This is a genomic window from Micromonospora sp. U21, from assembly GCF_018070045.1.
Lineage (GTDB): Bacteria > Actinomycetota > Actinomycetes > Mycobacteriales > Micromonosporaceae > Micromonospora.
In genome coordinates, this window is sequence record NZ_JAGPYK010000006.1 from 181,753 (window position 1) to 206,904 (window position 25,152).

Annotated in this window: 22 protein-coding genes; 14 read left to right on the top strand and 8 right to left on the bottom strand. The window is 73.7% G+C overall.

Annotated features, from left to right (window positions below; translation table 11 throughout):
* The first annotated feature begins 112 nt into the window (after positions 1 to 112).
* From KBX63_RS10495 to KBX63_RS10505, 3 genes are read left to right on the top strand one after another with little or no spacing between them, the layout of a single operon-like run.
* Complete coding sequence (locus KBX63_RS10495; RefSeq protein WP_210910806.1) at positions 113 to 1,237, top strand: Vms1/Ankzf1 family peptidyl-tRNA hydrolase; 1,125 nt, start codon at positions 113 to 115, stop codon at positions 1,235 to 1,237.
* Positions 1,230 to 2,984 (top strand): thiamine pyrophosphate-binding protein, encoded by a 1,755-nt coding sequence (locus KBX63_RS10500; protein WP_210910949.1) that lies wholly within the window; start codon positions 1,230 to 1,232, stop codon positions 2,982 to 2,984. Before KBX63_RS10495 ends, KBX63_RS10500 begins: the two co-directional genes overlap by 8 nt.
* A gap of 50 nt (positions 2,985 to 3,034) precedes the next feature.
* Positions 3,035 to 4,120: an iron-containing redox enzyme family protein gene (locus tag KBX63_RS10505; protein WP_247662055.1), complete on the top strand. Its 1,086-nt coding sequence runs from the start codon at positions 3,035 to 3,037 to the stop codon at positions 4,118 to 4,120.
* On the opposite strand, the gene KBX63_RS10510 is transcribed toward KBX63_RS10505, so the two are convergent.
* Positions 4,085 to 4,501: a CDGSH iron-sulfur domain-containing protein gene (locus KBX63_RS10510; protein ID WP_307871684.1), complete on the bottom strand. Its 417-nt coding sequence runs from the start codon at positions 4,499 to 4,501 to the stop codon at positions 4,085 to 4,087. The two genes, KBX63_RS10505 and KBX63_RS10510, sit on opposite strands and share 36 nt — an antisense overlap.
* A gap of 104 nt (positions 4,502 to 4,605) precedes the next feature.
* Here KBX63_RS10510 and KBX63_RS10515 point away from each other — a divergent pair, with 104 nt between their 5' ends.
* Both KBX63_RS10515 and KBX63_RS10520 read left to right on the top strand, forming a co-directional pair.
* Positions 4,606 to 6,018, top strand: coding sequence for a hypothetical protein (locus KBX63_RS10515; RefSeq protein WP_210910807.1), 1,413 nt, complete (start codon positions 4,606 to 4,608; stop codon positions 6,016 to 6,018).
* Positions 6,019 to 6,240: 222 nt separating this feature from the next.
* A complete protein-coding gene (locus KBX63_RS10520) occupies positions 6,241 to 7,377 on the top strand; it encodes a SigB/SigF/SigG family RNA polymerase sigma factor (RefSeq protein ID WP_210910808.1) in 1,137 nt (378 codons plus the stop codon).
* 72 nt (positions 7,378 to 7,449) lie between these two features.
* On the opposite strand, the gene ctaD is transcribed toward KBX63_RS10520, so the two are convergent.
* The 5 genes from ctaD to KBX63_RS10545 form a co-directional block, all read right to left on the bottom strand.
* A complete protein-coding gene (gene ctaD / locus KBX63_RS10525) occupies positions 7,450 to 9,441 on the bottom strand; it encodes a cytochrome c oxidase subunit I (protein ID WP_210910809.1) in 1,992 nt (663 codons plus the stop codon).
* A 124-nt stretch (positions 9,442 to 9,565) separates the two neighbouring features.
* Positions 9,566 to 10,294 carry an ATP-binding protein gene (locus tag KBX63_RS10530; protein ID WP_210910810.1) on the bottom strand — a complete coding sequence of 243 codons (729 nt, stop codon included), beginning with the start codon at positions 10,292 to 10,294 and terminating at the stop codon, positions 9,566 to 9,568.
* A 108-nt stretch (positions 10,295 to 10,402) separates the two neighbouring features.
* Positions 10,403 to 10,861, bottom strand: a complete 459-nt coding sequence (locus KBX63_RS10535; protein ID WP_374102205.1) for a DUF4383 domain-containing protein — start codon at positions 10,859 to 10,861, stop codon at positions 10,403 to 10,405.
* Between the two features lie 86 nt (positions 10,862 to 10,947).
* Positions 10,948 to 12,105: a glycosyltransferase gene (locus KBX63_RS10540; RefSeq protein WP_210910811.1), complete on the bottom strand. Its 1,158-nt coding sequence runs from the start codon at positions 12,103 to 12,105 to the stop codon at positions 10,948 to 10,950.
* A 49-nt stretch (positions 12,106 to 12,154) separates the two neighbouring features.
* Positions 12,155 to 13,171 (bottom strand): glucosyl-3-phosphoglycerate synthase, encoded by a 1,017-nt coding sequence (locus KBX63_RS10545; RefSeq protein ID WP_210910952.1) that lies wholly within the window; start codon positions 13,169 to 13,171, stop codon positions 12,155 to 12,157.
* 195 nt (positions 13,172 to 13,366) lie between these two features.
* Between KBX63_RS10545 and KBX63_RS10550 the strand changes: the two genes are divergently transcribed.
* The 7 genes from KBX63_RS10550 (at position 13,367) to KBX63_RS10580 (ending at position 22,314) form a co-directional block, all read left to right on the top strand.
* Positions 13,367 to 14,377: a Gfo/Idh/MocA family protein gene (locus tag KBX63_RS10550; protein ID WP_210910812.1), complete on the top strand. Its 1,011-nt coding sequence runs from the start codon at positions 13,367 to 13,369 to the stop codon at positions 14,375 to 14,377.
* Complete coding sequence (locus KBX63_RS10555; protein ID WP_210910813.1) at positions 14,370 to 15,458, top strand: zinc-binding dehydrogenase; 1,089 nt, start codon at positions 14,370 to 14,372, stop codon at positions 15,456 to 15,458. The genes KBX63_RS10550 and KBX63_RS10555 overlap by 8 nt, the downstream gene beginning before the upstream one ends.
* A 52-nt stretch (positions 15,459 to 15,510) precedes the next feature.
* Complete coding sequence (locus tag KBX63_RS10560) at positions 15,511 to 17,262, top strand: ABC transporter ATP-binding protein (RefSeq protein ID WP_210910814.1); 1,752 nt, start codon at positions 15,511 to 15,513, stop codon at positions 17,260 to 17,262.
* 76 nt (positions 17,263 to 17,338) lie between these two features.
* The gene (gene secA2 / locus KBX63_RS10565; RefSeq protein WP_210910815.1) at positions 17,339 to 19,627 is read left to right on the top strand and encodes an accessory Sec system translocase SecA2; all 2,289 of its coding nucleotides are present in this window, start codon (positions 17,339 to 17,341) and stop codon (positions 19,625 to 19,627) included.
* 187 nt (positions 19,628 to 19,814) lie between these two features.
* Positions 19,815 to 20,555: a GAF and ANTAR domain-containing protein gene (locus tag KBX63_RS10570; protein WP_210910816.1), complete on the top strand. Its 741-nt coding sequence runs from the start codon at positions 19,815 to 19,817 to the stop codon at positions 20,553 to 20,555.
* A gap of 268 nt (positions 20,556 to 20,823) precedes the next feature.
* Complete coding sequence (locus tag KBX63_RS10575; protein ID WP_210910817.1) at positions 20,824 to 21,327, top strand: DUF2231 domain-containing protein; 504 nt, start codon at positions 20,824 to 20,826, stop codon at positions 21,325 to 21,327.
* A gap of 228 nt (positions 21,328 to 21,555) precedes the next feature.
* Positions 21,556 to 22,314, top strand: a complete 759-nt coding sequence (locus tag KBX63_RS10580) for a class I SAM-dependent methyltransferase (protein ID WP_307871685.1) — start codon at positions 21,556 to 21,558, stop codon at positions 22,312 to 22,314.
* 86 nt (positions 22,315 to 22,400) lie between these two features.
* On the opposite strand, the gene KBX63_RS10585 is transcribed toward KBX63_RS10580, so the two are convergent.
* Both KBX63_RS10585 and KBX63_RS10590 read right to left on the bottom strand, forming a co-directional pair.
* On the bottom strand, positions 22,401 to 23,366 hold the full coding sequence (locus KBX63_RS10585; protein ID WP_210910819.1) for a DUF3500 domain-containing protein: 966 nt from the start codon (positions 23,364 to 23,366) through the stop codon (positions 22,401 to 22,403).
* 32 nt (positions 23,367 to 23,398) lie between these two features.
* Positions 23,399 to 23,746: an ankyrin repeat domain-containing protein gene (locus tag KBX63_RS10590; protein WP_247662122.1), complete on the bottom strand. Its 348-nt coding sequence runs from the start codon at positions 23,744 to 23,746 to the stop codon at positions 23,399 to 23,401.
* A 105-nt stretch (positions 23,747 to 23,851) separates the two neighbouring features.
* Between KBX63_RS10590 and KBX63_RS10595 the strand changes: the two genes are divergently transcribed.
* Together KBX63_RS10595 and KBX63_RS10600 are read left to right on the top strand one after the other, a co-directional pair.
* Positions 23,852 to 24,229 carry a signal peptidase I gene (locus KBX63_RS10595; RefSeq protein WP_210910821.1) on the top strand — a complete coding sequence of 126 codons (378 nt, stop codon included), beginning with the start codon at positions 23,852 to 23,854 and terminating at the stop codon, positions 24,227 to 24,229.
* Between the two features lie 291 nt (positions 24,230 to 24,520).
* A complete protein-coding gene (locus KBX63_RS10600; RefSeq protein ID WP_210910822.1) occupies positions 24,521 to 25,126 on the top strand; it encodes a winged helix-turn-helix domain-containing protein in 606 nt (201 codons plus the stop codon).
* The last annotated feature ends 26 nt before the right edge of the window (positions 25,127 to 25,152 follow it).

Genomic DNA, 25,152 nt, shown 5'->3' on the forward strand with positions numbered 1-25,152 from the left:
CGACGTCCCCGGTTGAACGACGTGAATGAAACCTGGTCACGGGCTCACGGCCGCGAGGTGACATCCCGGGCGACCCGGGTAAGCGGGGGGCCGAGCTGGAAAGGGGTCGAGCATGCAGCTGTCCTTCCTGCGCCCGCTCTACGACCGACCCGGGCCGTGGTGCTCGGTGTACCTGGACGCCTCCGCCGACACGGAGGACGCCCACCCGGCGCTGGCCCTGCGCTGGCGTGCCCTGGCGCGTCAACTGAACGACCAGGGCGCGGACGAGGCGACCGTCGCCGCGCTGGACCGGGTGATCCGTGGCCACGACCCGATGGTCGGGGACTACGGCCTCGCGGTGTTCGCCACCCGAGGCCAGGTGGTGCTCTCCGAGTACCTCTCCGCGCCACCACTGCGCGACCTGGCCAGTTACGCGCCACTGCCGCACGTGATGCCGCTGCTCGCCCAGCGCGGCGAGCAGGTGGCGTGGGTGCGGGTGCTGGCCGACCGGACCGGCGCCGACGCGGTGGCCGTCAGCGCGGGCGGCGTGCCCCGGCGTGCCCACATCGTCGGGCGGGAGGAATTCCAGCTGCGCCGGGTACAGCCCGGCGGCTGGTCGCAGTCGCGCTACCAGCGGGCCGCCATGGAGGCGTGGCACCACAATGCCGGCGACGTCACCGCCGCGACCGTGGAGCTGGCCGAGAAGGTCGGCGCCGACGTGGTGGTGGTCGCCGGCGACGTTCGGGCCACCGGGATGATCGCCGCACAGATGCCGGAGCGGTGGCAGGACGCGGTGGTGCGCACCGACGCCGGGTCACGGGCCGGCGGCGCCGACCAGACGTTGCTGGACGACCTCACCGTGCAGACCATCGCGGAGGTCGCGGACCAGCGGATCACCGCCGCGCTGGACCGGTTCGGCGTGCAGGAGGACGTCGGCGCCGGGCTCGACGCGGTCGTGAGGGCCCTGCAACGCAACCAGGTGGACACCATGCTGATCGTCGACGATCCGTCGGCCAACGGCGAGCTGTGGGTCGGCCCCGAGCCGACCGAGATCGCCGTCGACGCTGGTCAGCTGGCGGCGATGTCGGTGCGCGACCCGCAACGGGTCCGCGCCGACGCGGCGCTGGTCCGGGCGCTGGTCGGCACCGACGCGGCGCTGACCGTACTGGGTGCGGACGAGGCGCCCGAGCTCACCGACGGCGTCGGCGCGGTGCTGCGGTACGTCGATGCCAGCACGCCCGGGCGCGGCAATGGCTGAGCGCAGCGTGGCCGACCTGTTGGTGGAGCGGCTCCTGGCCTGGCGGGTGCCGCGCGCCTTCGGCTACCCGGGCGCGGCGATCGCCCCGCTGGTCGAGGCGCTGGACCGCACGGGCGGCGACCCGGCGTTCGTCCCGGCCCGGCACGAGGAGACCGCCTCGTTCATGGCCACCGGGCACGCCAAGTTCACCGGCGGCATCGGGATCTGCCTGGCCACCCAGGGGCCCAGCGCGGTGCAGCTGCTCAACGGCCTCTACGACGCGAAGTTGGACAGCACGCCGGTGGTGGCGATCATCGGCGAGGACATCTCCGGGCCGCTCGGCGGCGCGCACCAGCAGATCGGGCTCAGCCGGCTCTTCGGCGACGTGTGCAACCAGTTCGTGCAGTACGGCCGCAGACCCGAGGACGTACCCGCGCTGCTGGACCAGGCGTTCCGTACGGCGGTGGCGACCCGCAGCCCGACCTGCGTGGTGCTGCCCCGGCAGTTGCAGGAGGCCGTGGTGCCCGACCTGCAGCCGCAGTCCGTCGGCGTGATCTCGGCGACCCCGGGCGTGCCGCTGGCCCGGGTGTTGCCGCACGAGATGGACCTCGACGCCGCCGCGCAGCTGCTCGGCAGCGGTCAGCGCACGGCGATCCTGGTGGGCCAGGGTGGCCGGGGCGCGGCCGAGGAGATCATTGATCTGGCCGACCGGCTCGGCGCCGGCGTGGCCACCTCGCTGCTGGGCAAGCCGGTGCTCGACGAGCGGCTGCCCTTCCACGCCGGCGTGCTCGGCGAGGTCGGCACCTCGGCCGCGGCCGAGCTGATGGGCGGCTGCGACACGCTGCTGATGGTGGGCACCAACGATCCGTGGACCGACTACTTCCCGATGCCCGGTCAGGCCCGCACCGTGCAGATCGACATCGACGGGCGGCGGATCGGCACCCGGTACCCGGCCGACGTGCCGCTCGTCGGTGACGCCGCCGAGACGCTGCGGGCGCTGCTGGCCCGGGTGCCCCACCGGCCCAACGGGCAGTGGCGCGTCACGGTGGAGCGCTCGGTGGACCGGTGGCGCTCGGCCGCGGCCGACCGGGCCGCCGCGCCGGCCGAACCGGTCAACCCGCAGCTCGTGCTCCAGGAGCTGTCCACCCGGTTGCCGCCCGTCGGCGCGGTCGCGGTGGACGTCGGCTCGGTCCTCTACTGGTACGCCCGGCACCTCGTCCTGCCACCCGGGGTGAACGCGCAGCTGTGCGGCACCCTCGGTTCGATGGGCTGCGCCCTGCCGTACGCGGTGGCCGCCAAGCTGGCCGCCCCCGACCGGCCGGTGGTCGCGCTGGTCGGCGCCGGGGCCATGCAGCTCAACGGGCTCGCCGAGCTGATCACCGTCGCGCACCTCTGGCAGGAGTGGCGGGATCCGCGGCTGGTGGTGCTGGTGCTCAACAACCGCGATCAGTCCGGCATGGGCGGCGGGCGGCAGACGTCGCCCGACCCGACGCAGCGCCGCCCGGACGTGCCGTACGCCGGCTGGGCCCGGCTGCTCGGGCTGCACGGCGTCCGGGTGGACCGCCCCGACCTGGTCGGTGCGGCCTGGGACGAGGCGCTCGCCGCGGACCGCCCGTGTGTGCTGGAGGCGGTGGTCGACGCCGCGGTGCCTTTCGCGCCGCCGGAGCCGGCCTTCGCCGACCTGCGAGGCCTGTACGCCAACGGGGAGGCCGCACGGCGGGTGCGCGAGCAGGTGGAGCTCACCGTGAAGGCGGAGGGCCTCGTTTAGGCGTAGCCCGCCGGGGCATCAGTAGTCGGCCCGAGGACGCTGGAGGTCACATGCTGGAGCCCGCCGACCGTCGTTACGGTCCCGCGCCCCTACCGCAGCCGCGCGGTCCACTCTCCGCGGCGGTGGCCGGGGCCCTGCGGCGTCCGCCGCACGACCTGCCGGCGGGCCTGGGCGCCGACCTCGACCCGGCGGACCCGCTGGCCGACGAGGATCTCCAGCTGACCCTGTTCCTCTGCTACGAGCTGCACTACCGGGGCTGGCGCGGGGTGGATGAGGGCTGGGAGTGGCAGCCGACGCTGCTGGCCCTGCGGGCTCGTGCCGAGCGGCCCTTCGAGGCGGCGCTGCGCCGGCTGGGCGCCCCGCCGCCGCTGCCGCCCGGCGGGGTGGCGTCAGGCCTGGCCGAGCTGGTCGCGGCCGACGACGGGCCTCCGCTGGCGGCCACCCTCCAGCGGCGTGCCGACCTCGCCCAGTTCCGCGAGTTCGTCGCCCACCGCTCGGTCTACCACCTGCGGGAGGCGGACCCGCACAGCTGGGCGCTGCCCCGCCTCGGCGGCCCGGCCAAGGCCGCCCTGGTGGAGATTCAGACCGACGAGTACGGCAACGGCCGGCTGGACCGGATGCACGCCGAGCTGTTCCGGCGCACGCTCGACCGGCTGGGCCTGGACACCGGCTACGGCGCCTATCTCGACGCGGTACCCGCGGTGACGCTGGCGACCAACAACGTGATGTCGCTGTTCGGGCTGCACCGACGTCTGCGCGGCGCGCTGCTCGGTCACCTGGCCGCCTTCGAGATGACCTCTTCGGTGCCGAATCGCCGGTACGGCAACGGGCTGCGTCGGCTCGGCCTGGACGAGGTGGCCACCCGCTTCTACGACGAGCACGTCGAGGCCGACGCGGTGCACGAGCAGATCGCCGTGCACGACCTGTGCGGCGGTCTGGTCCGCGTCGAGCCGGCGCTGGCCGGCGACGTGCTCTTCGGTGCGGCGGCCGCACTCGCGGTGGACCGGCTGTTCGCCGTCCATCTGCTGGGCAGCTGGGCCGCCGGCCGCAGTTCGCTGCGGGCGCGCACCGCGCTGACCGTCTCGCTGCCCGCAACCGTGTCAGCTGCTGCGGGACCGCTGGCCGGCGTCGCCTGACCGCGGCGGCCACCCCTCCCGGGCGGTGCCCGCGCGGAAGTCGACCATCTTGTGCGTGCCGTCGCAGAACGGCTTGAGCGCCGACCTGCCGCACCGGCACAGCGCCACCGTGCCCCGGCGGGTGTCGATCCGCTCGCCGTCCGGGGTGACCAGGGCGAAGTCACCGCGGACCAGCAGCGGTCCGTCCCGGTACGGGGTGATCGTGGCGGCAGCGGGCTCGCTCGTGTCCTCGGTGCGCATGAGCCCGGAAGTGCCCGCCCCGGCCCCGGCGAAACCCGAGCCGCCGTGCCGGGGCGTGGCCGGCCCGTTCGGGCCCACCCGACCCGCTGCCGCCGGGCACGGCGGATCGTCGTCGAACGCCGGTGATGACCGTGGACCCACGCCGACCAGCGGATTGGTGCCGCCGGGTGGGTGATGCCCCGTTTGAACCCCATCGGGACGGGAAGCCGGGCCGCGTGGTGAGCGAACGAGGCAAGGTGGGGCCGGTGCACAAGGTGCACAAGGGGCTCACGGCTGACGGTGCCGGTCTGTCCGGTGACCGGGTCGTGGCCGTGGGCAGTCCCGCCCGGGTGCTGGTCGCCGCCACCGCCCGGGCACTGCGTGGCGTGGACTGCGCCGACCTCGGGCACGCCGGGCCGGTGTCGCGGTTCCCCGGCGCCCCGGAGCCGGTCCGTCGCGCCGCGGTCAGCCGGGCCGCCGGCCGGGTCGCGATCACCATGGCCCAGGTCGACGAGGTGGACGCGGCGCGGGTCGCCCGCTGGTTCGTCGACCAGTACCCCCGCCAGCGCTACCCCGGAGTGCTGATCGGCTCACCGCACGGCGCGGCGGCCCACCTCGCGGTGGCACTCGGGGTGCCGTGGCTGCCGGCCGGCTTCGACATGTCGGTGCACTGGACCGGCGGCGCGGTGGACCGCCCGGGGGCGGCGCTGGAGCACGGCGAGGCGCTCGCCGCCCGACTGCTCGTTGGAAACCCCGACGTGCACCTTCGCCAGGTGCACTGTCCTGCCAGCCGTGGCCCGCTGACCGGGGTGACAGTGTCGCTGGCCACCCGCTGGCGGACGCTGCCCGCGGCCTACACGCAGTTCCTCGCGGACCGGCTGACCACCGGGGCCCCGGTGCTGCTGGTCCCCGACGTGCGAACCTGGCCGGTGCTGGAGCGCGGCCCGGGGCACAGCTTCCAGGTCGGCTGCCCGGCCAGCGGACTGGATCCGGTGGACTTCCATCCGGACAGCCACGCGCTGCGGCAGGTGCTGCGCTCCGTCGGCGGGGACGCCGCCCGGTGGGAGCCGCCGGAGATGTCCGTCCCCTCGGGCAGCGCCGAGCACGGCGTGGACTCGGGCTTCGAGCTGGCTGCGCGGGACTGGGCGGCCCGTCGGGGGCATCCGCTGCACCGGGTGCTGGTGCCTCGGCCGGCCGCGCTGAGCGCGGGGGTGGCCGACCTGTACCGGCACTGGCTGCGCGGTGCCGGCAAGACGGGTGACCGGTTGGTGGTGGAGTGCGGCCGCCTGCTCGATCCGTGGCAGGTGGTGCGCGCGGGGCTGGTGCCATACTGGTGCGAGAACGCCACCCGGCGCTGTGTCGACGAGGCCGAGTGGTGGCTGGCCGGCAGCGAGACGTTCAGCTCGGTGGACGTGCTGCCCGAGCCGCCCGGGGTGCGCTCGCCCGCCCTGGCCGGGCTGCCGCAGTGGCTGGCCGTGGCCGGGTTCGGCCGGCGCCGTCGGGCGTTGGACCGGACCGCCGCCCGGGGCTACCCGGTCACCTCGGTGCCCACCCGCCGGGCCACCGAGGTGCTCCGCGCCCAGCCGTACGACCTGCCCACGCCGCCCCCGCTGGGGGCCGCCGAGGCGCTCTCCGTACTCCGGGACAGCGGCGGCCACCAGGGGTTGCTGGTCTCCTGAGGCGAGCACGCCGAAACATCCTCGCGAACCCGGGGTCCCGTGATTGAGTACCTACGGAGCGGGAACATCGCTGACTGCGACGACCTGATTGCGCTGCGCAGAGGCGTTGTCGCCCGCTGGCATCCCAGTCACTGACCCACTTTTCCGGCCCGGTGCGTGGCTCGACCACGCGCACGACCGGTTTCCCGATCCGGGCGGGGGACCTTCCTGAGGGAGGCGCGGATGTTCGGACAGACGAGCACGACCACACCACCACCCACCGATCGGGGTCTGGAGGACCTCGATGCGGCAGCGCTGGCGTACGCGGCCCGAATCGAGGGCCTGCCGCCGGAGCGGCGGCAGGAGGCACGGGACGACCTGGTCCGCTTCGCGCTGCCGTTCGCCGGCCGCCTGGCCCGCCGCTACCGGGGGCGCGGGGAACCGCTGGAGGACCTGGAGCAGGTGGCCCGCCTGGGGCTGGTCAACGCCGTCGACCGGTATGACCCGGAACGGGGCTCGTTCACCGCGTACGCCGCCATCACCATCGTGGGCGAGATCAAGCGGCACTTCCGGGACCGTACCTGGGGCGTGCACGTGCCCCGCCGGCTACGCGACCTGATCCTGGAGGTCGGCCAGGCCACCGCCGCGCTGACCAGTGAGCTGTCCCGGGCGCCCACCGTCGCCGAGCTGTCCAAGCGGCTGGAGACCCCGGAGGAGGAGATTCTCGCCGCGCTGGAGTCGGCGGCCGGTTACAGCCCCGCCTCGCTCAACGCTCCGGTGGGCGGGGAGAGCTCCGCGGAGTTCGGTGACCTGGTCGGCGAATCGGACAACGCGCTGGAATCGGTCGACGACCGGGTGACCGTGAGCGGACTGCTGCATCGCCTGCCCTGGCGGGAGCGGCGGATCCTGGCCATGCGCTTCTACGGCAACCAGACCCAGGCGGAGATCGCCGCACGGTTCGGTATCTCGCAGATGCACGTCTCCCGGCTGCTGTCGCGGGCGCTGACCTGGCTGCGGCAGGCGATGCTCGCCGACGCGCCGCCGCCGTGGCAGAACGGCGCCGCCGAGCCGGACCCGGGCAAGACCCGGATCTCGGTGAAGCAGAACGGCGACCGGGTGGTCGTCGAGGTCGGCGGCGAGGTCGACCGGGACGGCGCGGACCAGCTGCGCCGGGCGATGCTGGAGGCGGTCACCGGCCAGCCGAGCGAGGTGGTCGTCGACCTGGTCGGCGCGGGCGGCTTCGACGCCGGCGGGATCGCCGCGCTGATGGCCGGGCGGGACGCGGCCGTCCGGACCGGGGTGCCGCTGCGGCTGACCCGGGTCCAACCCGCGGTACGCCGCTCGCTCACCGCCGCCGGACTGGCACCCGCGCGGGACTGAGCGCAACCGGGCTCCGTACGCCACGAGGGCCGACACCCGTGGGTGTCGGCCCTCGTCGACGCGTACTCCTGGTCAGCGTTCCTCGGGGTCCCGGTCGCTGTGCGGGTGCCGCCAGCGCTCGTGCGGCTTCGGCGCCTCCTTGCTGTCCTCGGGCGCGTCACTCTCCTCGAAGCTCGGCCGGCGGACGCCCTCGGGCTCCGGCACCTCCACGGGCCGGGCACCGGACAGCGGTGCCGGCTGGAACTCGGTCGCGTCCCGGGCGCCGTGCGCGCCCTCGGCGGCGGGCGATTCCGGCACGTGGCGCTCCACACGCAGCTCCTCGGTGAAGTGTTGCGGCGGCTTGGTCGTGCGCTGTGGCAGGTCCCGGCCCAGGTCCGCGACGAGCGGGCCGTACTTCAGGTCGAACGCGGGGCGCTCGGAGCGGATCCGCGGCATCCGGTCGAAGTTACGCAGCGGCGGCGGGCAGGTGGTGGCCCATTCGAGGGAGTTGCCGAAGCCCCACGGGTCGTCCACCGTCACCATCGCCCCGTACCGCCAGGACTTCCAGGCGTTGTACATGAAGAACAGCGTGGACAGGCCGAGGATGAAGGCGAAGATGCTGGAGATCGTGTTCAGCGTGGTGAAGCCGTCGGTCGGCAGGTAGTCGGCGTACCGGCGGGGCATCCCCTCGCTGCCCAGCCAGTGGTGCACCAGGAAGGTGCCGTGGAAGCCGATGAACATGGTCCAGAAGTGCGCCTTGCCGAGCCGGTCGTCGAGCAGCCGTCCGGTCATCTTCGGCCACCAGAAGTAGTAGCCGGCGAACAGGGCGAAGACCACCGTGCCGAAGACCACGTAGTGGAAGTGCGCCACCACGAAGTAGCTGTCGTGGGTGTGGAAGTCCGCCGGCGGGCTCGCCAGCAGCACCCCGGTGAGCCCGCCGAGCAGGAAGGTCACCAGGAAGCCAATCGAGAACAGCATCGGCGTCTCGAAGGTGAGCTGCCCCTTCCACATGGTGCCGATCCAGTTGAAGAACTTCACCCCCGTGGGCACCGCGATCAGGTAGCTCAGGATGCTGAAGAACGGCAACAGCACCTGGCCGGTGGCGAACATGTGGTGCGCCCAGACCGTCATCGACAGGAAGGTGATCCCGGCGGTGGCCAGCACGATGCCGGTGTAGCCGAAGAGCGGCTTGCGGGCGAAGACCGGGATGACCTCGCTGATGATGCCGAAGAACGGCAGCGCGATGATGTAGACCTCGGGGTGGCCGAAGAACCAGAACAGGTGCTGCCAGAGCATCGGGCCGCCGGTGGCCGGATCGAACACGTGCGCGTTCAGCAGCCGGTCAGCCGACAGCGCCAGCAGCGCGGCGGCCAGCAGCGGGAAGACCAGGATCACCAGCAGGCTGGTGAACAGCATGTTCCACGTGAAGATCGGCATCCGGAACATGGTCAACCCGGGCGCGCGCAGGGTCAGGATCGTGGTGATGAGGTTGACCGCGCCAAGGATGGTGCCCAGGCCGGAGATGACCAGGCCGACGACCCACATGTTCGCGCCGACGCCGGGGGAGTGCTCGGCGCTGGTCAACGGGCTGTACGCGGTCCAGCCGAAGTCGGCCGAGCCGCCGGGCGTCAGGAGCCCGCCGACCACCATCAGCCCGCCGAACAGGTACAGCCAGTACGCCAGCGCGTTGAGGCGGGGGAACGACACGTCCGGCGCGCCGATCTGGATCGGCACGATGAAGTTGGCGAACCCGAACCCCGCGGGCGTGGCGAACAGCAGCAGCATCACCGCGCCGTGCGAGGTGAACAACTGGTTGTACTGCTCCGAGGAGAGAAACTGCAGCCCCGGCCTGGCCAGCTCGCCCCGCATCACCATCGCCTGCAGCCCGGCCAGCAGGAAGAACCCGAAGGAGGTCAGCAGGTACAGCAGGCCGATCTGCTTGTGGTCGGTGGTGGCGAGGAACTTGATCAGAGAGTTGCCGGGGATCGGCGTCCGCAGCGGTCCGGGGAAGCCCCCGAAGCGGGCCGGCGCCAGGATCGCCGGGCCTCGATCGCGACTGGGTTCCGTGGTTACCCGCTTGGGCATGGCTGCTCACCCCGCCGTTGTGACAGAAAAGGACGGGTGTGCCTACCCGACCCTCTGACCATAAAACCAGGGCAGAGCGGTAATTTCAGTCAGATCGCCAGAGGGCGGCGGAACCGCCTGGACGTTAGGTTGCCGGCATGATCGCCCAGACCGCCTTGCCCTGGCCGGCCGGCACGCTGCCCCACCGCTGAGCCAGCTCCCGGACCAGCAGCAGCCCGCGCCCACCCTCGGCGCGCAGGTCCGCCCGCGCCGGCCGGGCAGCCGCCCGGCTGCCGTCCACCACGGCCAGGTGCAGGTACGGCCGACGCAGGGTCACCGTCACCTGCATCGGCGTGCCGGCGTGCCGGACCACGTTGCCGACGAGTTCACTGAGCACCAGTGCGGCCGGGCCGGCGGCGTCGGGAAGGTTCCACCGCGTGCACGCGTCGACGACCAGTTCCCGAGCGCGCCGGCAGGCCTCGGCCACCGGCTCCAGCCGGGCCTGTAGCCGGGGGGCGGCGGCGGCGCCGGCAACCCGGGTCGCCTCCGCGCAGTCCGGCGACACCGGGACCACCCGGCACGCGGTCGACTCGGCCAGCCAACGGGCGGCGGCCGGCGGTGGGGCGCAGAGCACCACCGGCACGGCGGGCCACTCCGCGGCCCGGCGGGCCGTCGCGGCGAAGACGGACAACGCCAGCCGGTCCCGGACGGTGACCGCGGCGAGGTCGACGACCAGCGCGTCTGGTTGAGCGGCCAGAGCCTGGTCGAGGACGCGGTGTACCGACCGCATGGTGCCCAGGTCCAGGGGACCGCAGAGCCGGACGACCGCCACCGGTGCGGTGTCGCACACCTCCCAGGTGATCCGGCTGGACATGGGGCCCTCACTTCGCTGATGTTTCGGGATCTGCGAACTACCCGGGGCGCAGCCCGGTCAAACCGGACCTACGGGCCGGGCGAGGCAGGTCACGGGTGGCGCGGCCGGTCAGGGACGGGCACGGCCGGTCAGCACGCCCAGCGCGACCATGCCGACACCGAGGCCGAGGTGCAGCCAGTCGTCGGCGTCGTTGACCGGCAGTACGTTCGCCCCGGTGTCGTGGTCAACCGCGAGACCGTAGAGCCACAGCACCAGATAGACGGCGCCGCCGCCGATGAGGAACGTCCGGGCGCCGCCGACCGTCCGGGCCAGCGCCAGGCCGGCCACCCCGGACAGCAGGTGCACCAGGTTGTGCAGCACCGACACCTGGAACACGCCGAACAGGTACGCGCCCGAGCCGTGACCGGCGAACCGGAGATCGGACGTACCGCTGGTGATGCCCGGGACGAAGCCGAGCACGCCGATCAGCAGGAAGAGCACCGCCACCGTCCCGGCGGCGCGGCGTACCGGCGGCCTGCCGTCGGCCGGATTGGGCCGGGCACGGGAGTGCGCCATCGGTCCGACCATCACCGACTCCTCGCTGCGCGGCGGGCGTGAGCGCTGCCGGCTACCCGTCGCCGCCGACGGCAAACCCCTTCGGCGGCGACGGACGGTCAGACCGGTTGCAGCCGCGGCGCGCTGGCCAGCTGACGGACCCGCTGATACAGCTCGACGTAGCGCTGAGCCATCACCGCCGGGGTGAACCGCTGCGCGGCCACCCGACGGCACTCGTCGGCGTCGAGCAGGTCGGCCGCCAGCACCAGCTCACCCAGCTCCTCCTCGTCGGCGGTGAGCAGCCCGGTGCGGCCGTGCTCGATCAGCTCCGGCAGGCACCCCCGGGCCGTCGCCACCACCGGCGTACCCAGGGCGAGCGACTCGACCACCGCCGTGCCGCCCGGCTCCTCCCAGCGCAGCGGGAACAGCGACGCGCGGGCACTGGCGAGCAGGTCGTCACGCTCCTGGCCGGCCACGGTGCCGACCCAGCGGACCAGGTCACCGTCGACGTGGGGCGCCACCTCGTCGAGGAAGAACCGCACGTCCGGGTTCTGCCGGGCCTCTTCGCCGGCCGCAGCCAGCTCGGCCGGGCGGTGATAGGGGCCGACGGGTCCGGCCAGCACCAGCGGGAAACCGACCCGATGAGCGAGCCGGGCGCCCACGTCCTGCCCCTTGCCCGGGTTGATCCGGCCGAGGATGAGCAGGTGCTCGCCCTTCTCCGGGCGGGACCGCCGGTCGGCGTCCACGGCGAGCGGGGTGGACAGGTGCACGTGCCCCACCGAGTGCTCCCGCAGCGCCTGCGGGGCTCGGGCCAGCTGGGACGCCGACACACCGTTGACGCGGACCCGCTCGCCGCCGTCCAGGCTGCCGTAGAGCGCGGGGTGCTTGGCCAGGTCCCAGTGCAGGGTGTGCAGGGTTGGCGGGCCGGTCGGTCCCATCGCGGCGAGGGTGGCCAGCCCGACCGCCTCCACGTGGTCGTGCACCAGGTCGATGTCGTCGCGGGCGTGCAGCTCGCGCACCACCCCGGCCAGGTGCGCCTGCGCGATTCCGCACACCTGGTTGTACGGCCGCTGAAGCGCGGCGAACTGCCCGTCGGGAAAGACCGACACCCTCTCGTCCACCGGCAGGGTGCTGCTCTCCACCGAGGCGAGCACCACCCGTACGCCGAGTCGCCGCAGCTCCGGCACCAGCGTGGCGATCACGTTCTCGATGCCGCCGTAGCCCGGCGGCGGCACGGACAGCCACGGGCCGGCGTTCATCAGCACGGTGAGGCTCATCGAACCCGGCCCTTTCCTTGGACGGCGCCCGGAGTCAGCGCCCGGGCCCTCACGCCGCGGCCACCCGTCGGCGGGCCACCCGGTGGCGCAGCTCGGCCAGCGGCGGGCGCTCTTCGATGGACACGTCGCTGACCACGATCTCGCGGTCGAGGTTCGGCAGCGTGTCGGAGCCGCCGCGGCGGAACTGGGTCAGCAGCGCCTCCGGTGACGTGCCGGGGCTCGCCCAGCCACGCCGCTGCAACCGGGACCAGGCGGTCAGCATGATCTGCGCCGACATCCGGCCCAGCGCCGCCGTGTCCTGGTGCCGGTGCTTGCGTTCACCGAGGTCGACCTGTGCCAACGCGTCCAGACCGACCAGGTCGAGCAGATCGATCAGCATCGCCGTCTCCACTCCGTACCCGGAGACGAACGGCACCTGGGCCAGCACCTCGCGCCGGCCGGCGTACTCGCCGGCCAGCGGCTGCACGAAGCCGGCCAGCTCGGGCCAGAAGAGGTTGAGCAGCGGTCGCGCCATCAACTCGGTCACCCGGCCGCCGCCGTCCTGCTCCACGCTCGCGGTGCCCACCAGCGGCCGGTGGTAGAAGCCCTTCACGAATTCGACTGACGGGTCGGTCAGCAGCGGGCCGAGCAGCCCGCTCACGAAGTGCGGCCGGAACTCCCGCAGGTCGGCGTCGATGAACGCCACCACGTCCCCCTCCGCGGCGGCCAGGCCGGCCCAGAGCGCATCGCCCTTGCCGGTCAGCCGAGGCAGCCCCCGGGTCATCTCGTCCTGGCTGACCACCTCCGCGCCCGCGGCCCGGGCCACCTGCGCGGTGCGGTCGGTCGACCGCGAGTCCACCACGATCAGCTCGTCGACCAGGGCGACCCGATCCATCAGGTGCTCACGGATGGTCGCCACGATCGCACCGACCGTGGCCTCCTCGTTACGGGCCGGCAGCACCACGCTGACCAGGCTCTCTCCCTTGGCACGCACCAGCCGGCGTGCCGGCCAGTCCGCCGCCGAAGTGGTCCGGTACGTGGCCCACGCCTCCACCACCGGTGACACGCTCGATGTCGTATCCCGCACGGGCACCCCTCCGAATCGTGGGCGGAAAAACCGAGATTGGTTGTTCCCAGTCCCCACCATGCGCTAACCGCTTCCAGGGAAACAGCTTGATCACGGGGGTGACCCCGCCGCGTTCCCGGGGATGAACGTTTGATTGCGCACACCGCAGGGGACTGCTCCGATCGGAGACGAAACCTTCTCGAAGGGGCTGGTGGAATGCGTGGATGCCGGGTGGGTCTGGTCGGCGCCGGCGGAGTGGCACAGCGGCATGCCCGCGTGCTCGCCGGGTTCGATGACGTCGAGCTGATCGGGGTCGCCGACGTGGCGCCGGAGGCGGCGTCGGCGCTGGTCGCGCAGCACGGCGGGCGAGCCTGCGCCGATGTCGCCGAGCTGCTGGCCGCCGGCCCGGACGCGGTGTACGTCTGCGTGCCTCCGTTCGCGCACGGCCCGGCCGAGGAGGCGGTGATCGACGCCGGGGTGCCGATGTTCGTGGAGAAGCCCGTCGCGGTCGACCTGGTCACCGCCGAGCGGATCGCCGACCTGATCGCCCGGCGCGGGCTGCGTACCGCCGTCGGGCACCACTGGCGCTACCTGAGCGTGCTCGACCAGGCCCGTGAGCTGCTCGCCGACCGTCCGGTGCGGATGGTCAGCGGCTCCTGGCTGGACAAGGTGCCGCCGGTGGCCTGGTGGTCGCGTCGGGACCGCTCCGGCGGCCCGGTGGTCGAGCAGGCCGCACACGTGCTGGACCTGATCCGGGTGCTGGTCGGCGAGGCCACCGAGGTCACCGCGTACGGCAACGGCACACCGCCGCCGGTGGACGGCGCCGACATCGACTCGGTGACCACCGCTACGCTGCGCTTCGCCGGCGGCGCGGTCGGCACGCTCAACGCGGCCTGCGTGCTGGGCTGGAAGCACCGCGCCGGGCTGGAGATCCTTGCGGACGGGCTGGCCCTGTCGATCACCGAGGACGGCCTGCTGATCCGCGACACCGACGGTGAACGACACGTGTCGGCCGACCCGGAGGCCGCCCGGGTGGCGGTCGACCGGGCCTTCATCGACGCGGTGCGCGGCATCGGCGACGACGTACGCGTCCCGTACGCCGAGGCGCTGGGCACCCAGCGACTGGCCCTCGCGGTGGCCGACTCGGCCCGCACCGGCGAGACCGTGCGGCTCGCCACACCCGTCGGGCCGGCGGTGCTCAGCAGCGGGGTGACCGTCGATGCGTGACAAGGTCGTGGTGGTCTCCGCCCCCGGCCGGGTGGAGCTGGTCGAGCAGGACGCCGCCCCGCTGCGCCCCGGCGCCTTCCGGGTCGAGACGCTGTTCAGCGGCGTCTCCGCCGGCACCGAGCTGAGCTACGTCAAGGGCACCAACCCGTACCTGCACGTCACGTGGAACGCCGACCTGGGGCTGTTCCAGCCGGGGGAGGCGAGCACCCCGTACCCCGTGACCCGGCTGGGCTACATGCAGGTCGGTCGGGTGGTGGAGAGCGACACCCCGGCCGTGGCGGTGGGCGTCGTGGGCGCGATGGCCTACGGGCACCGCTCCGGCTGGCTGGCCGACCCGGTCGCCGAGCGGTTCGTTCCGCTCCCCGACGACCTGGACCCGCTCCTCGGCGTCTACGTCGCGCACATGGGCCCGATCTGCGCCAACGGTCTGCTGCACGCCGCCGCCGACCTGCACGGCGTCGGCGTCCGCTCGCTCGGCGACGGGGTGCGCGGCCGTCGGGTCGCGGTGGTAGGCGCCGGCGTGGTGGCGCTGCTGACCGCGCTGTTCGCCCGGCGGCACGGCGCCGCCTCGGTCGTGGTGCTGGACCCGACCCCGCAGCGCCGGCAGGTCGCCGAGGCGCTCGGCCTGGAAACTCTCGACCCGGGCCCGGACGACCCCGCGGTGGTGCTCAAGACCCGCTGGGCGCACACCGCCGGCGACCGCGGTGCCGACGTGGTGTTCCAGTGCCGGGGGCAGGCGTGGGCGTTGCAGCTCGCGCTGCGGCTGCTGCGGCCGCAGGGCGCGGTGATCGACCTCGCCTTCTACCAGGGCGGCGCGGACGCGGTCCGGCTGGGCGAGGAGTTTCACCACAACGGGCTGTCGTTGCGCTGCGCGCAGATCGGTCGGGTGCCGCGCGGGCTCGCGCCCACCTGGGACCGGGAGCGGCTCTCCGCCGAGACCGTCGACCTGCTCCGGGCGTACGGGGACGTCATCCGCAAACACGTGGTCTCGGCGGTGGTGCCGTTCGACGAGGCGCCCACCCTGCTCACCGACCTGGCCGAGCGCCGCCGCCAGGAGCTTCAGGTGGTGCTGGCCGGCTGACCCGACGCCGGAGCGCGCTCTCCGGGTGACGGGGCGGGCTACCGTTCCCGCCATGAGCACCCCTGACGCCCGGCCGGTGGGTCTGGCCGCGCTGCTGCCGTACCTGCGTGAGCACCGCGGCACCCTCGCCGTGGTGGGCGCCCTGTCGCTGGCCGGCGCGGCGGCGTCGCTCGCCCAGCCGCTGCTCACCCGGTCGGTGCTCGACCGGGTGAGCGCCGGGCACGCGGTGACCGAGCTGGTGGCGGTGCTGGTGGTGCTGGTGGTGCTCGGCGCGGCGATCGGCGGGCTGCGCGACTTTCTCCTGCAGCGCACCGCCGAGGGGCTGGTGCTGGGCACCCGGCGGCGGCTGGCCGCACACCTGCTGCGGCTGCCCATCGCCGAGTACGACCGCCGGCGCACCGGCGACCTGCTCTCCCGGGTGGGCTCGGACACCACCCTCCTGCGCGCGGTGGTCACCTCCGGGCTCTTCGAGACGGTCACCGGGGCGGTGATGGTGCTCGGCGCCGGCACGGCGATGGTGCTGCTCGACCCGCTGCTGTTCGGCGTCACCCTGCTCGGGGTGGGGCTCGGGCTGGGCTTCGCGGCCACCTTCGCCCGGCGGGTCCGGGCGCTGGCCCGCGTCGCCCAGGAGCGGATCGGCGAGATGACCTCGGCGGTGGAGCGGGCCATCTCCGCGGCCCGGACCATCCGGGCCAGCCGGGCCGAGACCCGGGAGGCGGAGATCGTCACCGGCAGCGCCCGGGCGGCGTACGCGGCGGGACTGCGGGTGGCCCGCGTTCAGGCGGTGGTCGGGCCGATCGGCTCGGTCACCGTGCAGGGCGCCTTCCTGCTGGTGCTCGGCATCGGCGGGGCCCGGGTGGCCGCCGGCGCGATCACCGTCGGCGACCTCGTCGCCTTCGTCATGTACCTGTTCTTCCTGGCCCTGCCGCTGGCCCAGGTGTTGCGCGCGTACACCCAGTTGCAGACCGGCCTGGGCGCGCTGCAACGGATCGAGGAGATCCTGGCGGTGCCGGGGGAGGGCGCGGCGGACCGGCCGGTGGAGAGCGGCGCGACGGCGACCCCGCGCCGTGCCGCCCCGATGATCGAGTTCGACGGGGTGGGGTTCGGCTACCCGGGCGGAGAACCGGTGCTGCACGAGGTGAGCTTCGCGGTGCCGGCCGGCACCCGCACCGCCCTGGTGGGCCCCTCCGGCGCCGGAAAGTCCACCCTGCTGGCCCTGGTCGAGCGCTTCTACGAGGTGAGCTCCGGCGCCGTCCGGCTGGACGGCAGGGACGTGCGGGAGCTGCCCCGCGACATGCTGCGTGCCCAGCTCGGCTACGTCGAGCAGGAGGCCCCGGTGCTGGCCGGCACGCTGCGGGAGAACCTCCTGATCACCACTCCGGACGCCACCGACGACCGTCTGCACGAGGTCCTCGACAAGGTCAACCTGGCTCATCTGGCGCACCGCTCCCCGCAGGGCCTGGAGGTCCAGGTCGGGGAGGGTGGCGTGCTGCTCTCCGGGGGTGAGCGGCAGCGGCTGGCCATCGCCCGGGCGCTGCTGGCCGGCCCGCCGGTGCTGCTGCTGGACGAACCGACCAGCAACCTCGACGCGCGCAACGAGATGGCGCTGCGCCGCGCCATCGACGCGGTGGCCGTCCGCCGGACACTGTTGATCGTGGCGCACCGGCTCGCCACCGTGGTCGACGCCGACCAGATCGTCGTCCTCGACGGCGGTCGGGTCGTGGCCGTGGGCACCCACGCCGAGCTGACCGCCACCGACCCGCTCTACCGGGAGCTGGCCACCCATCAGCTGCTGGTCGGCTGACCGCCGACATCCCGGTCGACATGCCGGCGAGTGCCGGGCCGCGGAAGCCGGCTCGAATCGCGTACCGTTGCCGCTCATGGGTGTGTCGCAACGGTTCAAGAGCAAGTTCCGGCGGTTCCTCCAGCGCCCGGGCTCGACGGTGGATCTCGGTCCGCTGGAGAAGCTGCTGCCGGCGATCGAGGCGCGCGAGGATGACCTCGCCGCGCTGGACGACGCCGAGTTGACCGAGGCCGCCGGCGCGGCGACCGGCTACGAGGAGATCTGCGCCGTCGGCCGGGAGGCCGCCCGCCGCAGCCTCGACCAGCGGCCGTACGACGTGCAGCTGCTCGGCGCGATGGCGCTGCTGTCGGGCAAGGTCGCCGAGATGGCCACCGGTGAGGGCAAGACCCTGACCGCCACGATCGCCGCGTACGGGCACGTCCGGCTCGGCAACGGGCCGGTGCACGTGCTCACCGTCAACGACTACCTGGCCCGCCGCGACGCCCAGTGGATGGAGCCGGTCTACACCCTGCTCGGCCTGACCGTGGGCTGGGTCAACGAGGCCTCCAGCCCGCAGGAGCGGCGCGACGCGTACGGGTGCGACGTCACGTACGTCTCGGTCAGCGAGGCGGGCTTCGACTACCTGCGCGACCAACTGGTCACCGACGTGGCCGACCGGGTGCAGCCGCCGCTTGCCACCGCGATCGTCGACGAGGCCGACTCGATCATGATCGACGAGGCCCGGGTGCCGATGGTCCTCGCCGGCTCGGTGCCGGGCGAACAGGATCCGGTGCACGCCGCCGCCGCGCTGGTGCGCGGGCTGCGTAAGGGCCGGCACTACACGGTCGCCGACGACGGTCGCAGCGTGGCGTTCACCGCCGCCGGCCTGGCCGCCGTCGAGGCCAAGCTCGGCATCGACCTGTACGACGAGGAGCACGTCGCGCAGCTCTCCGCGGTCAACGTGGCGCTGCACGCGCAGGCCCTGCTGCACCGTGACGTCGACTACATCGTCCGGGACGGCTCGGTCGAGCTGATCGACGAGATGCGCGGCCGGGTGGCCCAGCGCCGCCGCTGGCCGGACGGGCTCCAGGCGGCGGTCGAGGCCAAGGAGGGCCTGGACGCCACCGCCGAGGGCGAGGTGCTGGGCACCATCGCGGTGCAGGCGTACATCGGGCTCTACCCGAAGGTCTGCGGGATGACCGCCACCGCGGTGCTGGTCGGCGACCAGCTGCGGGAGTTCTTCGACCTCGAGGTGGCGGTGATCCCGCCGAACACCCCGTGCGTCCGGGAGGACGAGCCGGACCGGATCTACGCCACCCGGGCGGAAAAGGACGAGGCGCTGATCGACGAGATCCGCCGCTGCCACGAGGCGGGGCGGCCGGTGCTGGTCGGCACGCTGGACGTCAAGGAGTCCGAGGGGCTGGCCGCCGGGCTGAACGCGGCCGGGGTGCCCTGCGTGGTGCTGAACGCCAAGAACGACGACGAGGAAGCGGCGATCATCGCCGAGGCCGGCGCGTACGGCGCGGTGACGGTCTCCACCCAGATGGCCGGTCGGGGCGTGGACATCCGCCTCGGCGGCAGCGACCAGACCGACCAGGAGCGGGTGGCCGAGCTGGGCGGTCTCTACGTGATCGGCAGCGGCCGGCACGACAGCCGCCGGGTGGACGACCAGCTGCGCGGCCGGGCCGGCCGGCAGGGCGACGCGGGCGGCTCGGTCTTCTTCGTCAGCCTGGAGGACGACCTGGTCGTCCGGCACGCCGCCGACGCGGTGCCGGCGTCGCCGCGGATGAACGCGGACGGCCTGGTCACCGACGACCAGGTGGACTACGCGGTGGAGCACGCCCAGCGGGTCGCCGAGGGCGTCAACCACGAGATCCACCGCAACACGTGGCGCTACAGCGTGGTGATCGAGCAGCAGCGCGAGGCCCTCGCCCTGCGCCGGGAGCGGCTGCTGACCAGCGACGTGGCCGCGCTGATGCTGCTCGACAAGATGCCCGAGAAGGCCGGCGAGATGGACGAGGACCTGCTCGCCCGGGCGGGCCGGTCGATCGCGCTCTACCACCTGGACCGGCTCTGGGCCGAGCACCTGGCCGAGCTGTCGGAGGTCCGCGAGGGCGTGCACCTGCGGGCGCTGGGCCGGCTCGACCCACTGGACGAGTTCCACCGGGCCGCGGTGCCGGCGTTCAACGACCTGGTTCCGGAGATCGAGGCCCGCACCCTCGCCACCTTCGCCGAGACCGAATTTGACGATGACTGGGAGCCCGAGGACGGCACCCTGGTCCGCCCGACCGCGACGTGGACCTACCTGGTGCACGACAACCCGTTCGGCTCCGAGCTCGACCGGCTGATCGCGTCGATCGGGCGTCGGCTCAGCGGCGCGCGCTGACACGTCGGTTCAGCGGCTCCGGGGTCCCTGTCGCGCATCCACGCGCCGCAGGGACCCCATTTACGCCGTTTCGACCCGGCCTTGCGAGGGTAGTAGGGCTGGTCGGTCCAGTCGGGAGAGAGCAGACGATGACACAGGTGACGATGCTCGCTGGGTATGCGCGGGAACGTATGGGGGCTGTGGACCGGTGAACCTGGACACGCGGGAGCCGGTGCTGCAGAGCCTCGGTGTGCTGGAGACCGCCGCGCTGCTGCGCGAGCTGACCGCCGGCCTGATCACGCTGACCGATTTCGACGAGGCGCTACTGGCGCTGGTCGGGGTCGCTCGGGACGCGGTGGCCGGCGTGCGCTGGTGCGGGTTCACCGCCCTGCGCGCTGGCGAGCCGGCCGGGGTGGCCGCCTCCGATGAGCGGCTGGCCGGCCTGGACGACCTGCGGCACGGGCCCGACTCGCCGGCGATGAGCGCGATCCGGCGCCGGGAGATGGTCCTCGCCGTGGACCTGGCCGGGGAGTCGCGCTGGCCGGCCTGGACGGCGCGGGCCCGCGACCTCGGGGTCCGCGGTGTCATCTCCGCGCCGGTGGACATCGACGACCACGTGATCGGGGCGATCAACCTGTACGCCGCCGCGCCGGATCTGCTCACCCCGCAGCACCAGTTGACCGCGATGCTGCTCGCCGAGCACGCCGGCCTGCTGCTGGCCGCTGTCCGGGACCGGGGCCGCCAGCTCGCGCTCGCCGGTGAGCGGGACGCCTCGCTGCTGCACGACGGCGTGGTGGGGCAGGCCGTCGGCGTGATCATGACGCAGCGTGGGTGCCCGCCGGCCGAGGCGCTGGAGGTGTTGCGTACCGCCGCGTCCTCGTTGGCCATCCCGCTGCGCGAGGTGGCTGAGCGGCTGGTCCGGACGGTCTCCCGGCAACGCGACACCTGACCCCGGCCGGCTCGCGCGCCCCTCAGCCCTGCGTGTTGCCGCTGATCGACTCGGTTTCCTTGATGTCGGGGTGTCGGGGTCGCGGGGATGCCCCGGTTTCCTGGAACCCGAGTCGATCACGCCGGCTTCCGGTCGCCGCACGGCATCGACGGCACAGCCGGGTGCCCGTTCTCCCGGCCGGCGGCGAGTCGGGCCGCGTCGTTTCGCCGCCACCGGCCTCGGGTAGCACTCTGGTACTGGTGAGCTGCGCCGACCCGGGGGAGGACCGATGCAGAGCCGGCTGCAGGTGCAGGGGCATCCCATCCAACCGATGCTGGTGACGTTCCCGCTCGGGCTCTTCGCCAGCGCGACCATCTTCGACCTCGCCGACGTCGCCGGTGGTCCGGCCTTCCTGGGCGAGGTCGGCTACTGGACCGGCGTCGCCGCCCTGGTCGCCGCCGCGCTGACCGCGATCGCCGGCATGGTCGACCTGTGGGACGTGCCCGGCGACCGGACCCGCCGGACCGCGATCGCCTTCAACCTGGTGAACGCGGCGATGGCCGGCTTGTTCCTGCTCACCTGCCTGATCCGGGCGCAGGCCCCGCAGCGCGGCGCGTCGGCCGCGATACTCGTCACCGAGCTGGTCGCGTTGGCCGCGGGCGGGGTCGGCGTGCACCTGGGCGCCCGCCTGATGCGCCAGTTCGACCGGCGCCGTCGCGCCGAGGCGGGCACGTTCGACGCGCTCGGTGGCGTGACCAGCTCCACCGCCGAGGTCGTCCGTCCTCGCCCGTGACGCCGCCCGCCCCGCTGGTGTGATCCGGGTCGCCCGCCCCGCTGGGTGATCAACTCGGTATCGGCGATGTCGCGGTGTCCCGGCCGACGGATGCCCCGATGTCGGCGGCACGCAGTGGATCACCATGGGACGGGCCGGCCTCCGCGCGTGACGCGGCCGGCCGGAGGGCGGACGGTGCGGCGGCAAATGCGTTGCCAGCGGTACGGGCGTCCGGCGAGGCTGGCCGGCGTGGACACTGAGCGCGACGTCGAGGATCTGATCGCGGAGGCGGCCGCCGCGCCGGTCGACGGCTGGGGCTTCGACTGGCTGGCCGGCCGGGCCACCGAGGAACGCCCACCCTGGGGGTACGCCGGGTTGGTCGCCTACCGGATGGCGCACGCCGACGCGGCGCTGGACGTCGACACCGGCGGCGGCGAGGTGCTCGCCGAGGTCCCCCGGCCACCACGGCTGCTGACGGCCACCGAGGCGTGGCCGCCCAACATCGAGGTCGCCCGGCGTACCCTGCGCCGGGTCGGCGCGACGGTCGTGGCGGTGACCCAGGCCGCGCCGCTGCCGTTCCGCGACGCCTCCTTCGACCTGGTCGTCAGCCGGCACCCGGTCCACACCGACTGGGCGGAGACCGCCCGGGTGCTGCGTCCAGGCGGGACGTTCCTGTCCCAGCAGATCGGGGCGGGCACCATGCGGGAGCTGAGCGAGGCGATGCTCGGCCCGCTGCCGCCGCCGGCTCAGCGGCACCCCGAGCAGGCGGTGGCGGCCGCCCGGGCCGCCCGGCTGAACGTCGTCGACCTGCGTCGGGTCACGCTGCGGGCGGCGTTCCACGACATCGGCGCGGTGGTCTGGTTCCTGCGCAAGGTGATCTGGACGGTGCCCGGCTTCACTGTGGACCGCCACCGCTCGCAGCTGCTCGCCCTGCACCACCGCATCACCACCGAGGGCCCCTTTCTGGCCCACGCCCACCGCTTCCTCATCGAGGCCACCCGCCCCTGACCCACCTGTCCCGGCCCCTCCGACCAGCTTCGTCGATCACGAGGTTGCCGGCTCGTCCGGCGCTCGGCCGCCCGTCAACCTCCTGATCACCGGGGTCGGTGCGGGTGCGGGTGGGTCTGGTGGTGGGCGGCCAGGACGTCGGCGCCGAAGTCGCTTGCCGGGCGGCGGAGCACCGTGTGCGCGTGGTTGCCGTCCTCGGTGGTGTTGTCGTACTCGATCAGCAGGTCGTCGCCCTGCACCCGGTAGTAGTGCCGCTGCCCCGGGTGGGTCGGACCGGCCCAGGCGAAGTGCAGCTGGCCGCCGTCGAGCCGGCGTGCCTCCCGGATCGCCAGCTCCGGTGACAGCCGGTCCAGGTACAGCGCGACCACCTGGTCGAGCAGCGCCCGGCCGGTGGGCCCCAGTCGGTTCGCCGGCACGCCGAGCGGCTCCAACTGGCCGTCGACCCGCCCTCGGGTGGCGCTGATGATGTCCGCCGGGGCCTCGTCGGCGATGATCGCGGCGGCCCGCTCGGCCGGACCGAGCGCGTCGAGCAGCGCGCGGGCCAGGTCCTCCTCGGGGCCGAGCGGCCGGGAGACCGGCCGGCCGGCGTACCGGACCGCAGCCGGGTTGGCGCCGAAGAAGATCGGGGCGGGGGAGACCTGATCGTCCACCACGGTCATGCTCACCGACAGGTGGTGGCCCTCCAGCCGCCACGCCCAGCGGTCGTCGCGCACCGGATCGCCGAACACCGCGACCCAGTAGTCGCCGCTGTGCCGCCCCCGCTGCCAGCCCTCGGCCCGGTCCAGCACCTCCTCCAGCGCGACGATCGCCATCGCCTGCGCGTATGCCGAGGGGCTGAGCGCGGTGGCCAGCAGCCGGTGGGCGGCCTTGCGCCCGGCGATGTCCAGCTCGGCCAGGCAGGCGCCGGGGCGGGGCCGGGGTCGGTACTCCAGCCAGCGCCGGGCCGCCTCGTCGTCGAACGGGTGCACGGCCCGGTCGCGGGCCGCCGGGTCGAGCGCGGCCAGCAGCGCGGTGCCGGCGGCGCGCATCTGCTCGGGCAGGGGATCTTCCACCGACCCTGTATACCGGCCCGGCGGGGCCGGTGTCAGCCGGCCCGCAGCAGCTCCGTCATCTCCGGCAGGTCGAAGAACTGTGCGGTCTCTGCCGCGGAGGGGTTACCGTGCGCAGGGTCTGCGCCGGCGACGAGCAGCGCGCGGACCGCCTCGGTGCTGCTGCGGAAGACCGCGGCGGCCAGCGCCGTCTGGCCCCGGTCGTTGATCCTGGAGTGGTCCGCGCCGCGGGCCAGCAGGGCGGCGACCGTGTCCGGGTGGGCGTGGTACGCGGCCAGGATCAGCAGCGTGTCGCCCTTGTCGTTGGTCAGGTTCACCGGCAGGCCGGCGTCCACCTGTGCGGTCAGCTCCTCGGTGGTGCCAGCGCGGGCCAGGTCGAACATCCGGTGCGCGAACGCCAGCGTCTCGGCGTCGAGGTCCTCGGTCACCGGTCCAGGATAGGGCGTGGCCCTGATAGGTTGCTCGGCCGGCGTGCTGGGGAGGGTCCGATGGGTGAGACGGTGTACGTGGGCAACGCCGGTGTTGACGGCGCCGGCAACGCGGGCTGGCTGCTCGGGCACTTCGCGGCGCCGGGGGAGATCCGGCACAGCTCCGACGTCGAGGTGAAGTGGGGTGTGCACCCGCCCGGGGAGGCCCGCTCGCGGTGGGCGACCGGGGAACGGCGGACCACGCTGCTCGTGCTGATCGAGGGACGGTTCCGGGTGGAGCTTCCGGATCGGACGGTGCGGTTGGCCGCGCCGGGCGACTACGTGGTGTGGGCCCGCGGAGTGGACCACTCCTGGTACGCCGAGTGCGCCTCGGTGGTGCTGACCGTGCGGTGGCCGTCGCTGCCCGGCTACCGGGTGGACCCGCCGGTCCTGCGCTGAGTCGGCCGCGCTCGCGTCCTGGGCGTCCTGAACATCCTTCGACTTTCAGGTTTACGGGCGGCGGAACGGGCCACGGTGAACCGGACGGGGACCCCCGTATCGGGTCATCCGGGCGGCTCTGCTGTAATCATCTGGCCTCGTACGCAGAGCGAGCACGCGGCTCCGATGTGTTCGTCAATTGTCACATTCATGCAACGCAGACGCCTCTTGACCCTCGCCCGGGCGCCGGGAAGCATCGATGAAGCGGCGTCCCGGGCCGTGGGGAGATACCCGGACCAGCCAAGGAGGACCATGTCGGTCAGCCCCGCCTCGTCGCGCGCCGGATGGCATACGTCCCAACCCGCGGTGCCCGGTCGACCGCCGGGCGGCCAGCGCCGCCCGGCGAACACCGCCGTGCCGGTGCTCACCGTGACGCTGTCCATCCCGCTGGCCTGCGAGGAGTCGCTGACACCGCCCGCACGCCGGCTGCTCGAGGCGGCCCGCGAGCTGCTGGAACGCGGCGAGGCCGTGATCACCAGCACCGTCCCGGCCGAACGCCGCGCCGACCCGGTACCGGCCAACCGGTCGCCGGCCCGACCACTGAGCCCGACCATCCCCGCCCTGCACATCCTCGCCTCGTCCCGGTCGGTGCTGCGCGACGACGAGCCCCTGCCGCTGACCCGGCTGGAATTCGACCTGCTGCTGCACCTGGTCGCGCATCCGCGACGGGTCTTCACCCGGCTGCAACTGCTCAACGCCGTCTGGGGCTACGAGCACGCCGGCGTCCGCACCGTCGACGTGCACGTACGCCGGCTGCGCGGCAAGGTCGGCGTCGACGTCCCCCTGGTCACCACCGTCTACGGCGTGGGCTACCGGCTGGCCGACGACGCCCGGGTCACCATCGACCGCACCGGCTGACCGGCGTCACCGTCCCCTCCGACCCG

Coding starts and splice junctions, on each gene's coding strand:
- ctaD (WP_210910809.1), bottom strand. CDS start 9,441: ATGCCCAAGCGGGTAACCACGGAACCCAGTCGCGATCGAGGCCCGGCG.
- KBX63_RS10600 (WP_210910822.1), top strand. CDS start 24,521: ATGTCGGTCAGCCCCGCCTCGTCGCGCGCCGGATGGCATACGTCCCAA.
- KBX63_RS10535 (WP_374102205.1), bottom strand. CDS start 10,861: ATGGTCGGACCGATGGCGCACTCCCGTGCCCGGCCCAATCCGGCCGAC.
- secA2 (WP_210910815.1), top strand. CDS start 17,339: ATGGGTGTGTCGCAACGGTTCAAGAGCAAGTTCCGGCGGTTCCTCCAG.
- KBX63_RS10560 (WP_210910814.1), top strand. CDS start 15,511: ATGAGCACCCCTGACGCCCGGCCGGTGGGTCTGGCCGCGCTGCTGCCG.
- KBX63_RS10550 (WP_210910812.1), top strand. CDS start 13,367: ATGCGTGGATGCCGGGTGGGTCTGGTCGGCGCCGGCGGAGTGGCACAG.
- KBX63_RS10555 (WP_210910813.1), top strand. CDS start 14,370: ATGCGTGACAAGGTCGTGGTGGTCTCCGCCCCCGGCCGGGTGGAGCTG.
- KBX63_RS10590 (WP_247662122.1), bottom strand. CDS start 23,746: ATGTTCGACCTGGCCCGCGCTGGCACCACCGAGGAGCTGACCGCACAG.
- KBX63_RS10595 (WP_210910821.1), top strand. CDS start 23,852: ATGGGTGAGACGGTGTACGTGGGCAACGCCGGTGTTGACGGCGCCGGC.
- KBX63_RS10520 (WP_210910808.1), top strand. CDS start 6,241: ATGTTCGGACAGACGAGCACGACCACACCACCACCCACCGATCGGGGT.
- KBX63_RS10530 (WP_210910810.1), bottom strand. CDS start 10,294: ATGTCCAGCCGGATCACCTGGGAGGTGTGCGACACCGCACCGGTGGCG.
- KBX63_RS10540 (WP_210910811.1), bottom strand. CDS start 12,105: ATGAGCCTCACCGTGCTGATGAACGCCGGCCCGTGGCTGTCCGTGCCG.
- KBX63_RS10495 (WP_210910806.1), top strand. CDS start 113: ATGCAGCTGTCCTTCCTGCGCCCGCTCTACGACCGACCCGGGCCGTGG.
- KBX63_RS10500 (WP_210910949.1), top strand. CDS start 1,230: ATGGCTGAGCGCAGCGTGGCCGACCTGTTGGTGGAGCGGCTCCTGGCC.
- KBX63_RS10505 (WP_247662055.1), top strand. CDS start 3,035: ATGCTGGAGCCCGCCGACCGTCGTTACGGTCCCGCGCCCCTACCGCAG.
- KBX63_RS10575 (WP_210910817.1), top strand. CDS start 20,824: ATGCAGAGCCGGCTGCAGGTGCAGGGGCATCCCATCCAACCGATGCTG.